Genomic DNA, 13,847 nt, shown 5'->3' with positions numbered 1-13,847 from the left:
CCATCGTGGCAGGGAAGAGGGATGGTGGGGTGGGCCGACCGATCCGCTGCGTCGGCCAGATGATCGACCCACCCCCGGCCTGACCGTGGGAATCAGGCCGCCCGCCGACCGGGCTGTCCGCTCCCCCGGGCCCGGTCGGCCTCCGGGTGGGCAGCGCCGCGCCACCCACCCGGCAGGGTCAACTCAGCCGTTCGGGAACAGCATCCCGTAGTCCGCGTACGCCATGGCGATGTCGGACTGGGCCCAGAACCGGTGGTAGTTGAACGTCGGCTCGGGGCCGCCCTTGAGGTACGCGTCGACCTTCGGCCAGTCCGGGTCGTTCTTGTAGAACGACCGGATGTCCAGGAAGCTCTTGCCGGCGGCGATGGTGTCACCGTTGGGCATCTTCCCGGTCCAGCCCGGCGGCACGTAGAGGCCCTGGCCGTCGGTGGCGTTGTAGACGTCGTCGAAGCGCTTGTAGTCGCCGCGCGTCTCCGTCGTCGAGACACCCTTGCTGTCGCTGGCCGCCGAGAGCGCGTCCAGCAGACCCTTGGCGGTGGTCTTCGCCTGCGTGTTGCCCGACTTCGCCGCGTACGCGATCAGGGTCCGGGCGAAGGAGCCGGTGACGCCGACGTCCTGGCCCTTGGAGCTGACCTCGACGTGCAGGCCGGTGTTGGTCGCCGGGCTGCTCGGGTTCCAGTTGGCGGGCTGGCCAGTCCACTTCAGCTCGGACGGGACCGCCCAGTTGGTGCCCAGCGTGGTGTTGGCGATCGCCCAGGGCACCCACTTGTCGAGCAGGGCCTTGGCCTTGGTGTTGCCGGTCTCCAGGTAGAGCTCGGCGATGCGCTGCATCGACCAGACCTGCATGCCGAACCACTGGTTCGACGGCGGGTCGTTGTAGACCGGGTCGACGTCGTAGAACATGCCGTAGAAGGTGGCGGTGCCGGCCGGCGGGGTGCCGTAGCTGCCGTCCCAGCTGTTGGTGGCGCCACCGGCGATGCCGCCCTCGGCGGACTGGAGCCAGGTGTAGAACTCCAGCTGCCGGTCGAGGCTCTTCTGCCAGTCCGCGACCGCGGTCGGGGACTTCGGCTTCAGCTCGTTCACGTTGGTCATCGCCCAGGCCGCGAACGGGTTCTGGTAACCGAAGTGGCTGTGGCTGGAACCGATCCGCCAGGACCAGCCCGCGCTGGCGTCGTACGCGCCGCCCCAGGCGTAGTACCAGGACAGCAGGTAGTGTGCCGAGTCCTTGCCGGTGCCGGCGGGGCAGGTGCTGGCCCCGACGCAGTTGCCGATCTTCTTGAAGTACTTGTCGTACATCGCGTACCGCAGGTAGTCGCCCATCTTGGCGGCCTTGGCCACGGTGGCCGCGACGTCGGCCTGCTTGCCCTGCGCCTTGGCCCAGGTCTGCGCCCAGTACGCGGCCTGGATGGCGCGGGCGTCGGCGTCCGGGGCGTTGGTGTACTTCCACTGCTTGGCCGGGGCACCCGAGTCCTTGACGAACAGGTCGAGGTAGCCGTACTGGCCGCCGTGCTTGAAGGTGTCGCAGGACGGCTGCGGGACGGTCTCCCAGACCGACTCCTGGGTGCCGCGCTGGAAGGTGTTGATGTAGGCCGGCTTGGTGGTGCCGTCGCCGCAGCGACCGAAGCCGTAGGTGTTGTCGACGTCCATCAGCCAGTGCATGCCGTAGATGTCGCCGGTGCCGTAGGTGGACTGCAGCTCCGAGCGCAGCGGGTCCTGACCGACGGAGATGTTCGGGTTCAGCGCCGACGGGTACTGGCTGGGCAGGTTGTACTCGGCGGCGTACTGCGGGGTGCCGGCGACGCCCGCGGTGGGCTGGTCGGCGTGCGACGGGATGATGTACTTCTCCATCACCGTCCAGGCGTTGTTGAACGGCGCCCAGTTCTGGGTCACCCGGCCGTAGTAGGCCTCCAGCCACAGCCAGTAGCTGAACGCCTCCGAGGTGGTCTCGTGGCCGTGGTCGGGCGCCTCGACGATCAGCGTCTCGATCGAGTGGTACGGCACGCCCTCGGGGCTGAAGTAGCCCGAGTTCTTGATCTTGCCGTACTGGTCGAGGAACTTCGCGACGTAGGCGTTGTCCCCACCGGGGGTGTCGTTGTCGATCTCGGTGGCGGTGACCACCACCGAGGCGACTCCGGTGCCGGCCGCGGTGATGGTGGCGGCGCCACCGGCGGTGTCGGCGTCCTCCGCCGCGGAGACCGTGACGGCGACCCCGGTGTTCCAGTTGCTCGGGGTCAGCGTGACGGTGGACGGCGAGACCGTGATGTCGGTGTCACCGGCGCGGGTGAGGGTGACCGGCACGTTGCCCGAGGGCGCGGCGCTCAGCTTGAGGTTGAAGGTGGTGCTGCCACCCTCGTTGACGCTCACCGTGGACGGCGTGGCGACCAGCACCGGTCCGGTGGCGGCACCGACGGTGAACGACTTCTCCGACACGCCGATGCCGTTGGCGTTGTCGTACGCCTTGGCCTGGACCGTGTAGCTGCCAGCCGGCAGCGAGGTCAGCGTGTACGCGTACGGCGCAGAGGTGTCGGTGTTGACCAGCAGGCCGTTGCGGTAGAACTCGACCTTGCTGATCGTCCCGTCCGGGTCGCTCGCGGTGGCGGTCAGCGGCACGTCGGCCGGCGCGGTGAACGGGCCGGACGGCACGCCGAGGGAGACCGTCGGCGGCTGGTTGGCCGGCGTGCCGTTGCACGGGGTGCCGTTGAGGGTGAACGCGGTCGGCTTCGGGTTGCTGCCCGAGTAGGAGCCGTTGAAGCCGATGGTGGTGGAGGCCCCGGTGGCGAGGCTGCCGTTGTAGGACTCGTTGGTCGCGGTGACCTCGCTGCCGCTCTGGCTCCACTTCGCCGACCAGCCCTGGGTGACCCGCTGGCTGCTGTTCGGGAAGGTCCACTTGAGCGACCAGCTGCTGAGCGCGTCACCCATGTTCTTGATGGTGACGTTCGCGGTGAAGCCGCTGCCCCAGTCGTTGGTGGCGTAGACCACGTCGCAGGCCGGCGCGGCCTGGGCCGCGCTGGCCGGCAGGCCCACCCCGCCGATGGCGAGTGCGGTGGCGGCGAGCATCGCCGTACGGCGACGTCTTGCCATGAGTCTCATGTGCGCGGTGTCTCCTCGGACCGGGCCGGGGCTGCGGGCCCCGGCGGAGGCACCTCCACGCGCGGGAACAGGGGTGCGCGGGGGGACGGAGGCGCCGGAATGGTGGTCGGTCCGGCCGGTGGGCCGGGGCAGGACGGGGTACGGCCACTCGATCGGCCGTGCCGTTCCTTCGGGTGCCGTCCGGGAGACCCGGATGCCCTCGGCGACCCATCTTCCGCGCGTGTCTGGCTCCGCTGCGTTGATTCGACAGTCTGCCATGGAAGCGCTCCCACGACAACTGCCAGTATCGAAACGCAGGTCGATGTTTCGATCTCGTTTAGGGGCTTTCACAAAGCCGTGACGGGCGTTACAGTCGCAGCATCGCCGATGGGAGCGCTTCCATCGACGGAGATGCAACAAGAGAAGGTCAGAACCGTGGTCGCCCGACCACGGGGTTCAGCCCGAACGGCTGACGACGGGCCAGCCCGGACACCGTCGCCAGCCGAAAACCCACCATCATGGAGGGAGGTGGAACCAGAGCCACTCGCGTGGCCCGGCTCCCGCGCGACACGCACGGCCGGACGCCAATTCGAGCGTGCGTGTGTGCAACACAGGTGGGGACGGGGGTTGCCCTCCCCCGTCCCCACACTAAACCCCCGTACTCGACGGGAAAAGAGGCCGACGGGTCAGGCGTGCGCGCCACCCGGGCGGCCTCGATCGCTATCTGCCCCTCGGCAGTTGGGCCGTCCGTCCTTCGGTGGCGGCCGGCACACCCCCAATTCCCCATCCCGGCCGCCCGCGCGCGGCCCTCTAGGCTGGCGGTCCGCCCCCGAGGCGGCGGGGCCGTCGCACGCCCGCGCTGGGAGCGCTCCCGGCCGTCGGGGTGGCCCGCACCCTGAGGAGAAACACCGATGTCGATACTCACCCGACGGCGCCTGCTGCGACGCGCCGCGCTCTCCGCCACCGCCACCGCCGGCGCCGGGCTCTCCGCCGCCGCCGGGGGCGTCGGCCTGACCGCGGCCACCGGCGTCCTCGCCGCCGGCTGCGACGCGCCGAAGGGTGGCGAACCGACCGCCGATCCCCGCGAAGACGCACTGCGTTTCCCGCCCGGCTTCCGCTGGGGCGCCGCCACCTCGGCATACCAGATCGAGGGCGCCGCCAAGGAGGACGGCCGGGGCGAGTCGGTCTGGGACACCTTCAGCCACACCCCCGGACGCACCCGCAACGGGGACACCGGTGACGTGGCCGCCGACCACTACCACCGCTGGGCCGACGACCTGGACCTGATGCGCGACCTCGGACTGGGCAGCTACCGGTTCTCCGTCTCCTGGCCCCGGATCCAGGCCGACGGCACCGGCAAGCCCAACCAGCGCGGGCTCGACTTCTACAAACGGTTGGTCGACGGGCTGCACGAACGCGGCATCACCCCGATGGTCACCCTCTTCCACTGGGACCTGCCGCAGGCGTTGCAGGACAAGGGTGGCTGGGAGAACCGGGACACCGCCCACCGGTTCGCCGACTACGCCGACGCCGTCTACCGGGGCCTCGGCGACCAGGTGCCGGTCTGGCTGACCGTCAACGAGCCGAAGACCGTGGTGCAGAACGGCTACCTCTGGGGCCACCACGCCCCGGGCCGGCAGGACGCCGACGCCGCCTACCTGGTCGCCCACCACCTCCAGCTCGCCCACGGCCTCGCCGTCCGCGCACTGCGCGCCACCGGCCACGACGCCCGGATCGGCCCGGCGCTGAACCTGCACCCGTGCTATCCGGCCGACGACAGCGCCGCCGCTGCCGCCGCCGCCACGCTGCACGACGGGTACGAGAACCGGCTCTACCTGGACTCCGTCCTCACCGGCGCCTACCCGGCCGACGTGCTGGCCGACCTCGGCCCGGACAGCCGGATGGTCAAGGGCATCCGCGACGGTGACCTGGCGATCATCGCCAGCCCGGTGGACCTGCTCGCGGTGCAGTACTACACCCCGCTCTACCTGACCGGAAACGGCAACACCGTCACCCGCTGGCCCACCAGCGAGGCGGACTGGCAGCAGATCTACCCCCAGGGCATGTACGACATCCTGACCCGGGTCACCCGCGACTACGGATCGATCCCGATCACCGTCACCGAGAACGGCCTGCCCTGTCCGGACACCCTCGGCCCGGACGGCACCGTCGACGACGCCGGCCGGATCGCCTTCCTGCGCGACCACCTCACCGCCGCCCACCGGGCCGTCACCGACGGCGTACCGCTGGAGAGCTACCACGTCTGGTCACTGCTTGACAACTTCGAATGGGCCGAGGGGTACGACCAGCGCTGGGGACTGATCTACGTGGACTACCCGACCCAACGGCGCGTCCTGAAGCGCAGCGCCCACTGGTACCGCCAGGTCATCCGGGACAACGGCCTGTAGGGCGCCGTCGGAGGACGGAGAGACACACCGGCACGGCCGGACCGCGTGGGAGCGGTCCGGCCCGGCACCCCGCCCGGGAGCCCGGGTGGAGTCCGCCCCGGCACCCCGGAACCGTCCCGACCCGGGGCCGGTCAGCGGGGCAGGGCCTGTTGGAGTTCCGCCCGCAACGCCGGGGTCAGCATCTCACCGGCCTGCTTGGCCAGCCGGGCCATCTCGTAACCCACCACGCCGATGTCCGCGTCCGCGCCGGCCAGGGTGGCCAGGATCGAGCCGTCCCGGATCTGCATGACCAGGAAGTAACCCCGGCCCATCTCGACCACCGTCTGCTTGACGATGTCCCCGTCGAACATCTGGGCCGCGCCGGCGGTGATGCTCATCAGCCCCGAGGTGACCGCGGCCAGCTTGTCCGCGTGGTCCCGGGGCAACTGCGCCGAGATCGCCACCAGCAACCCGTCCGAGGAGACGACCACCGCGTGGGCCACCCCGGGCACCCGCTCCGCGAACGCGTTGACCAGCCAGTTCAGGTCCCGCGCCTCCTGGCTCAGTGTCATCACTGTCGTCCTCCTTCGCTGCGCACACCCGGCGGCAAGATTAACTCGGTGGTCTCCTCGGCCTCGGCCCGGCGGACGCCGCTGTAGAGCCGGGACAGCATCCCGCCCACCGCCTCCGGATCCGGGTCCTCGCGGACCCGCGCCGCCGCCGGCCGGGCCGGCTCGGTCACCGAGCTGAGCTGGGCCATCGGCACCCGTACCGGCAGGCCCCGCTCGTTGGTGCCACCGGTCACCGGGACGACCGGCGGTGCCGGCGTGCTCTCCCCCAGCGACACCGGTGAGGACGGTGCCGGCCCCTCCCGGGACCACCAACCACCACCCCCGTCGGCCGGCGCCGGCACGTCCGCGGCGCGTACCGGCAGTGCGGCCGGCGCCCCGGGCCGCTGGTCCGGCACCCCCGGCCACTGCTGCGGGGGACGGCCGGCCACCGGCAGGTCGGCCGGGCGGACCGGACCGGGCTGACGCGACGCCTCGACGGGGCGCAGCGCCGCGTTGACCGGGGCGAAGGTGGTGAGGGCCCGCTGCCCGGCCGGCGCGTCCAGCTCCACGGCGGGCGCCGGGGCGAGCAGGGTGCCCGGCAGCGCGATCCGGGCCACCAGCCCCTGCCCGGCGGCGGCCAGCCGCACCCCGACGCCGTGCCGGGCGGCCAGGTGGCTGACCACGAAGTGGCCCATCCGTTCGACGGCCGCCACGTCCGCCACCGGTGGGGCCGCCAGCACGGTGTTGGCCTGTGTCAACGCGGTGGGACTCATGCCGAGGCCGGCGTCGGCGATCTCCACCACCGCACCGCCGCCCTCGGCCCGCGCGGTCACCCGGACCAGGGTGTCCGGCCGGGAGAAGGCGGTGGCGTTCTCCAGCAGCTCCGCCAGCAGGTGCACCAGTTCGCCGACGGCGTGCCCGACCACGTACAGGTCGGCCACCGACTCGTGCCGGACCCGCTGGTACTGCTCGATCTCCGCACTGGCGGCGAGCAGCACCGAACCCAGCCGCACCGGCCGGTTCCACCGCCGGGTGGAATCGGTGCCGGCCAGCACCAGCAGGCTCTCGTCGTTACGACGCATCCGGGCGGCCAGGTGGTCCAGCTTGAACAGACTCTCCAACTGGTCCGGATCGGCCTCCTCCCGCTCCAGGTCGTCCAACAGCTCCAGCTGCCGCTCCACGAGCACCTGACTGCGTCGGGCCAGGTTGACGAACATCGCGTTGACGGTACGGCGGGTCTCCGCCTGCTCCACCGCCACGCTGACCGCGCTGCGGTGCACCGCCACGAACGCCTCGGCCAACTCGCCGATCTCGTCGAGTGACCGGACCACGGCGGGCGGCACGTCGATCTTCGGCACCCCGCCGTCGACGGCACGCAGCCGGTCCAGGGCGTTGGGAAGCTCGATCTGGGCGATCCGCAGGGCCTGGTCACGCAGCCGCTGCATGGAGTTCGCGATCGACCGGCCGACCAGCGCGGCCAGCAGCACCGCCAGGGCGAGCACCACCACGATGCCGCCCAGCACCAGCAGGGTGGTGCGCAGCTGTGCGCCGCTGACCTCGTCGGCCCGGACCAACGCGTCGTCGAGCACCCGGGTCTCCAACTGGCGCAGCAGTTCCTGCCGCTGCTCGCTGGCCGTCCACCACTGGTTCGCGGGCAGCACCGCGGGCAGGGCGGTGCCGCCGGTGGTGATGCTCTTCTCCTCCAGCCGGGTGGCGTCGACGAACGCCCGGTCGCGGGAGGTCCGGTCGTAGGCCTGGATCTGGGCGGTGGTCGCGGCGACCCGGAACGCACCCAACGCGGCCAACTGCTGGGCCCGCAGGTCGGTGAGGTTCACCTGGTCCTCCAGGCCGTAACGGCCGGCCCGGGCGGCGGCGTACAGCTGGCTCCGGATCCGCGACGACAACTCCTTGACCCGGGCCAGCTGCACGTACCGCAGCACCGCGTCGGTCAGCTCCGGCCGGTCCGGTCCCGGGTCGGGTTCGGCGAGCAGGCCGAGCAGCGCCTCCACCGCCCGGTGGTAGTTGCCGAGGATGGTGTCGCTGCTCAACACCGCCGGCGGCACCGCCGCCCGGATGTAGACCACCTGTTCGTACGCCTCCAGCGCCTCGGCGTAGGCGACCTGCCAGGCGGCGTCGGAGTCGGCCAGCGGCCCGGCCGCCGCACGCAGCTCGCCGAAGGCCGTGTCGGTCGCGGAGTGCAGCGGGCGGAGGGCGAGCAGCGCCGCGTCCCGGTCGGCGGCGTTCCCCGCCTGACGCAGTACGGCCAGCTCACCGGCCGTCCGGTCCCGTTCCTGTTGGAGCCGGTCCACCGCCGTGGTGATCTGCTGCCCGATGCCTACCTGCCGGGCGAAGTCGTTGAGCGCGCTGGTCCGCCCGACCAGCCCGGCGGCCTGCACCCCGGCCAGCACCAGGAAGGCCACCGACGGGATGACCAGGACTGTGGCGAGCTTGGTCCGCATCCGCCAGTCCCGCAACCGCAACGGCGAGCGCCGTCGGTGCGGCACGACCCGCTCGTCGAACCGGTTCCGGCCCGGCGTCAACGCCGCGCTCGGTGTCGGATCGGGACCTGCGTCCACGACTCGCCTCCTCGGTCCCCGTCCCCACGACGGGGAGCCCGGTCCATCCAACCAGGCCCGGGAGCTGTGTCAACGGGTCGACGGGGCATCCGATCGGGCGGACGTACCGGGCTCCACGGCCGAGGTCGGTGACGGGTCCTCCTCCGTACGGCCGGTGCCGGCGAGCCGGGCCGCGTCGGGCACCCGGCCCAGGGCGACAAGCGCGGCGCCAGTGGCCCCGATCTCCCGCTCGGCCCGGTGCCGGACCGGTCGCGGCGCGAGCGCGGCGGCGAACGCGGCACGCCACCACGCGGAGGCGGTCACCGCTCCCCCGCCGAGCACCACCTCGACCGGGGAGTCGACACCGGACTCCAGCACGGCCAGGTCGTCGGCGACCATCCGGCACAGCCCGGTCATCAGACCGGCGAGAATGTCCACCCCGGTGCTGGAGAAGCTGAGCCCACGCACCGCACCGGAGCCGGCCGGGGCCAGACCGGGGGGCCGGTCCCCGCCCAGTCGCGGGTTCGCCGCGAGCACCCCGTCCGGTGCCACCCGGGCCAGGGCCGCCTCCAGGTCGGCCCCCTCGGGCAGGCGCAGTTCCCGTTCGGCCCAGGCGAACAGGTTCCCCCCGGACGAGTACGCCGCGCCGGTCACCACGTACTCGTGGTCCACCCGGTAGCGCCACAACCGGTCGGGCAGGGGTGGTAGCGCCGTTCCGGCCGGCACCCGCTGGACCAGCCGTACCGCGGCCGACGTGCCGACCGTGACAGCGGCCCGGCGGGGGTCGACACAGCCGGAGCCGACGTTGGAGGCGGCCCCGTCGCCGACCGGGGCGGCCCAGTCCGCCCCGGCGAGCTGCGGCCACCGCCGGGCGTGCTCGGCCCTCAACCGGCCGTGCCAGTCCATCGGGGCCAGTGCGGGAAGGTCGCCCGGCCGGGCCCCGGCCAACGCGACGGCCTCGGCGTCCCAGTCCAGCCGACGCAGGTCGAGCAGGCCGGTGCCGGAGGCCATCGACACCGACATGGGCGCGCTGTCGAGCAGTTGGCCGAGGACGTACTCGACCAGGCCGGCGAACCGGGTCGCCCCGGCCGTCCGGTCCCGCAGCCAGGGCAGCCGCACCGACCAGTAGCAGCGGTGCCACCATGCCCCGGTACGACAGTGGAAGTCCTCGGGGTCGGCCGGGCCCCGCGCCCCGGGCGGGGGCGTGGGCCGGGTGTCCAACCAGGTCAGTACCGGGCCGAGCGGGTCGCCGGCGCGGTCGAGGGGCACCACCGAGTGCCACTGCGCGCAGGTCGCGACCAGCCGGACGTCGCGCAGGTGCCCGCCGGCGGCCAACTCGTCCAGGCACTCGGTCAGACCGGCGAGGTAACCGGCGGCGTCCAGGGTGCCGGCCCCGTCCTCGGCGACGGTCAGGTGCACCTTGCGGCGGGCCAGCGCTCCCGGCAGCGGATCGGCGTCGGCGTCGAGCACCAGTCCGCGTACCGAGGAGGTGCCCAGGTCGAGAGCGAGAATGTTCATCGCGGGTCACGGTACCCGGCGTTCCGGGTGGGAACGCCCTTCCGCGCCGCCCATGCGCCGCCTAGGGTGTGGGTATGCCCGCGCACCTGACCTGCTGGTGGCCCGCCGACCCGGCGGCCACCCCCCGCGCGTAGCTATCTCACGCGGCCGCCCGACGAGGCGGCCGACGGTTCTCTCCCCGGCACCGGGGCCGCCCGACGACGAGGCGTCCCGACCCCGGAGGAGAACCCGATGAACCGCCCACACGACCTGCTCGCCGCCGTCGCCGACGGCGTGGACCCCGGCCCGTTCGCCCTGGTCCGCCGCGAGGGCGTCGACCACGTCGACCTGTTCACCGGCCCGGTGGGCGTCGCCGACCGGCTCGCCGACCTGCCGCTGCCCGAGGGTGGTCCCGGCCCCCGGACGCTGGCGCTGGTGCCGTACCGGCAGATCGCCGAGCGGGGTTTCGAGTGCGTGGACGACGGCGTCCCGCTGGAGTACCTGACCGTCACCGGGCACGTCGAACTGCCGCTGGCCGACCTGCTCGCCGCCCTGCCGGCCGGGCCGGTGGTCACCGACGGCGCGGCCTTCGACGTCGACGACGACGAGTACGCCCGAATCGTCGAACGGGTGCTGGCCGAGGAGATCGGCCGGGGCGAGGGGGCGAACTTCGTCATCCACCGCACCCTGCACGCCACCGTGCAGGGTGCCCCGTTGGGTGCCGCGCTGGCGGCGCTGGGCCGGCTGCTGCGCGACGAGCGGGGCGCGTACTGGACGTTCCTGGTGCACACCGGCACCCGGACCCTGGTCGGCGCGAGCCCGGAACGGCACGTCAGCGTCGACGACGGGTTGGTCATGATGAACCCGATCAGCGGCACCTTCCGACACACCGGGACGGCCGCCGACCGGGACGGGTTGTTGCGGTTCCTGCGCGATCCGAAGGAGGTCGAGGAGCTGTACATGGTCCTCGACGAGGAGCTGAAGATGATGGCCGGCGTCGCCGAGCACGGCGGCCAGGTGGTCGGGCCGTACCTCAAGGAGATGGCGCACCTGGCGCACACCGAGTACCTGCTGGCCGGCCGGGGCACCCGGGACGTCCGGGAGGTGCTGCGGGAGACGATGTTCGCCCCGACGGTGACCGGCAGCCCGATGCAGAACGCCTGCCGGGTGATCGCCCGGCACGAACGTACCGGCCGGCGCTACTACTCCGGGGTGTTGGCGCTGCTGGGCCGCGACGCCGAGGGCCGGCAGACGTTGGACGCGCCGATCCTGATCCGGACCGCCGAGATCTCCCCCGCCGGGCAGTTGCGGGTGCCGGTCGGGGCGACCCTGGTCCGGCACTCCACCGCCGCCGGCGAGGTCGCCGAGACGCATGCCAAGGCCGCCGGGGTGCTCGCCGCGCTGGGGCTCGGGCCGCAGGCGGCGGCCGTCGGCCCGTACCCGCCGGTGCGGTTGGCCGACGATCCGGAGGTACGGGCGGTGCTCGCCGCCCGCAACGCCCCGCTGGCCCGGTTCTGGCTCGACCAGCGGGCCCCCGGCGCCACGACGCTGCCCGGGGCGGTCGGCCGGCGGGCGCTGGTGGTCGACGGCGAGGACACCTTCACCGGGATGCTCGCCCACCAGTTGCGCGCGCTGGGCCTGACGGTGGACGTCCGGCCGTGGCACACCCCCGGCGACGACGGGGGGTACGACCTGGTGGTGGTCGGCCCCGGGCCGGGTGACCCGGGAGCGGTCGACGACCCGAAGATGGCCGCCCTGCGCGGGCTGCTGGCCGGGCGGCTCGACGCGGACCTTCCCACCCTGGCGGTGTGCCTGGGGCATCAGCTGCTCAGCGGGCTGTTGGGGTTGACGCTGCACCGTCGCGCAGCGCCCTACCAGGGGCTGCAACGGCAGGTGTCGATGTTCGGGGTGCCGCGTCTGGTGGGCTTCTACTCGACGTTCACCGCCCGGTCGGCCACCGACCGGACCGGTTCGCCGTACGGGCCGGTGGAGCTGGCCCGGGACCCGCGGGACGGGTCGGTGCACGCGCTACGCGGGGCGACCTTCGCCGGGGTGCAGTTCCACCCGGAGTCGGTGCTCAGCCGGGACGGGCTCGCGGTCCTGGCCGAGTTGTCGGGGCAGCTGCTGGCCCGACCGGCCCTGACGGCACACGGCGACGCCGAACACGGGTAGCGCAGCGCTGACCGGTGGACCGCACGGGTCGAGAGCCCCCGCCCGGTCCACCGGCACCCGTCCGACCCGGCCCGGTCCGGTGGCGGGTGGGGTGGTGCGGCCCGGCCGGGGGCTCCGGCAGGGCTCAGCCGGTGAGGCCACGCTTGACGGCACCACCGATGCGGACCGCCCGCTTCGCGGTCAGCGCGGTGGCCGCGAGCGCCACATGATCCGGGGCGACCTCGCCGTTGTTGCTGGTGTGCGAGGCGCCGTACGGGTTGCCGGCGACGAACTGGCTCGGGTCGGTGTAACCAGGGGTGACCACCACACCACCCCAGTGGTAGAAGATCGTGAACAGCGACAGCAGGGTCGACTCCTGGCCCCCGTGCGAGGTCGCGGTGGAGGTGAAGCCGCTGTAGACCTTGTCGGCCAGCGCGCCGTTGGCCCAGAGCGGGCCGGTGGTGTCGATGAACTGCTTGAGCTGGGCGGCGATCATGCCGTACCGGGTGGGGGAGCCGAAGATCACCACGTCGGCCCAGGCCAGGTCGTCGATCTCCGCTTCCATCACGTCCTGGGTTTCCAACCGGTGCGCCTGCCAACCCGCGTTGGAGCGGATCGCCTCGTCGGGCGCCAACTCCCGCACCTTGCGCAGGCGCACCTCGGCCCCCGCCTCACCGGCGGCCTCGCAGGCCGCCTGCGCCATCTGGTAGGTGACGCCTGTCGCGCTGTAGTAGATGACCGCAACCTTGACCTGGCCGTCCATCGTCTGTGTCCTCCTCGGTTCGGGTCAGCTCCGGCGACTACCCGCCGGTCGCCGGGTCAAACGTTTCGCCATGGCATGATCCGGACATGCAGTTGCGCGCCGCCACCGCCGAGGACTGGCCGGCCATCTGGCCCTTCCTGCGGGAGATCGTCGCCGCCGGGCAGACGTACACCTGGCCCCGCGACGTCGGCGAGGACGACGCCCGCCGACGGTGGCTGGTCGCCCCGCCGGGTCGTACCGTCGTCGCGGTCGACGCCGACGGGACGGTCCTGGGGACGGCGAAGCTGGTCGCCAACCAGGACGGGCCGGGTGACCACGTGGCGAACGCCAGCTTCATGGTCGCGCCGACGGCGGCGGGTCGCGGTGTCGGCCGGGCCCTCGGGGTGTACGTGCTGGAGCTGGCCCGGGGCGACGGCTACCTGGCGATGCAGTTCAACGCGGTGGTGGCCAGCAACACCCGGGCGGTGGCGCTGTGGGAGTCGTTGGGATTCGCGGTGGTCGGCCGGGTGCCGGAGGGTTTCCGCCATCCCGACCTCGGCCTGGTCGACCTGCTGGTGATGCACCGCCCGCTCGACTGACCGGCCGCCGGTCCCGGGAGTTTCGGCCGCAGCTCAAGATTTCCGCAAGTTCCGCCCGGGAACGCTCCCACGCCCGGGGCCGGAACGCGATCCTGGGGGGCACGGATGCCGGGGGTGGAGACCACCATCGGTAGCCGGGGGGACCTGCACGGGGGATCGCGCTCCGCCGGTTCGGCAACCGGCGTAGCGCGATCAGGGGTGCCTCACCACGGCCGTGACCACCGGTTCGGGCCCGGCGTGACCGCTGGTGTCGGGGGACGCTCCTATGCTGACCGCGTGGTGGAGCTGACCGGTGG

At 72.7% G+C, this 13,847-nt stretch carries 8 protein-coding genes; 3 read left to right on the top strand and 5 right to left on the bottom strand.

The window, feature by feature from the left end; translation table 11 throughout:
* Positions 1–183: 183 nt before the first annotated feature.
* Complete coding sequence (locus AC0AIB_RS17040; protein WP_465097037.1) at positions 184–3,090, bottom strand: glycoside hydrolase family 48 protein; 2,907 nt, start codon at positions 3,088–3,090, stop codon at positions 184–186.
* An 890-nt stretch (positions 3,091–3,980) separates the two neighbouring features.
* Here AC0AIB_RS17040 and AC0AIB_RS17035 point away from each other — a divergent pair.
* Complete coding sequence (locus tag AC0AIB_RS17035; RefSeq protein ID WP_328345185.1) at positions 3,981–5,477, top strand: GH1 family beta-glucosidase; 1,497 nt, start codon at positions 3,981–3,983, stop codon at positions 5,475–5,477.
* 131 nt (positions 5,478–5,608) lie between these two features.
* Here AC0AIB_RS17035 and AC0AIB_RS17030 read toward each other — a convergent pair whose 3' ends face one another.
* The 3 genes from AC0AIB_RS17030 to AC0AIB_RS17020 all read right to left on the bottom strand — a co-directional run bounded on the left by AC0AIB_RS17030 (position 5,609) and on the right by AC0AIB_RS17020 (position 10,080).
* Entirely contained in the window at positions 5,609–6,028 is a 420-nt protein-coding gene (locus AC0AIB_RS17030; RefSeq protein WP_244253239.1) for a roadblock/LC7 domain-containing protein, read from the bottom strand.
* Positions 6,028–8,583: a sensor histidine kinase gene (locus tag AC0AIB_RS17025; RefSeq protein WP_465097036.1), complete on the bottom strand. Its 2,556-nt coding sequence runs from the start codon at positions 8,581–8,583 to the stop codon at positions 6,028–6,030. The genes AC0AIB_RS17030 and AC0AIB_RS17025 overlap by 1 nt, the downstream gene beginning before the upstream one ends.
* A gap of 69 nt (positions 8,584–8,652) precedes the next feature.
* On the bottom strand, positions 8,653–10,080 hold the full coding sequence (locus AC0AIB_RS17020) for an FGGY family carbohydrate kinase (protein ID WP_328345181.1): 1,428 nt from the start codon (positions 10,078–10,080) through the stop codon (positions 8,653–8,655).
* 231 nt (positions 10,081–10,311) lie between these two features.
* On the opposite strand from AC0AIB_RS17020, the gene AC0AIB_RS17015 reads away from it, so the two are divergent.
* Positions 10,312–12,231 (top strand): chorismate-binding protein, encoded by a 1,920-nt coding sequence (locus AC0AIB_RS17015; RefSeq protein WP_465097035.1) that lies wholly within the window; start codon positions 10,312–10,314, stop codon positions 12,229–12,231.
* Positions 12,232–12,355: 124 nt separating this feature from the next.
* On the opposite strand, the gene wrbA is transcribed toward AC0AIB_RS17015, so the two are convergent.
* Complete coding sequence (wrbA, locus tag AC0AIB_RS17010) at positions 12,356–12,973, bottom strand: NAD(P)H:quinone oxidoreductase (protein WP_465097034.1); 618 nt, start codon at positions 12,971–12,973, stop codon at positions 12,356–12,358.
* Between the two features lie 86 nt (positions 12,974–13,059).
* Here wrbA and AC0AIB_RS17005 point away from each other — a divergent pair, with 86 nt between their 5' ends.
* On the top strand, positions 13,060–13,551 hold the full coding sequence (locus AC0AIB_RS17005; RefSeq protein ID WP_465097033.1) for an N-acetyltransferase family protein: 492 nt from the start codon (positions 13,060–13,062) through the stop codon (positions 13,549–13,551).
* The last annotated feature ends 296 nt before the right edge of the window (positions 13,552–13,847 follow it).

Source organism: Micromonospora sp. DSM 43699 (assembly GCF_055517075.1).
This window is presented reverse-complemented; position numbering and strand designations above follow the sequence as displayed.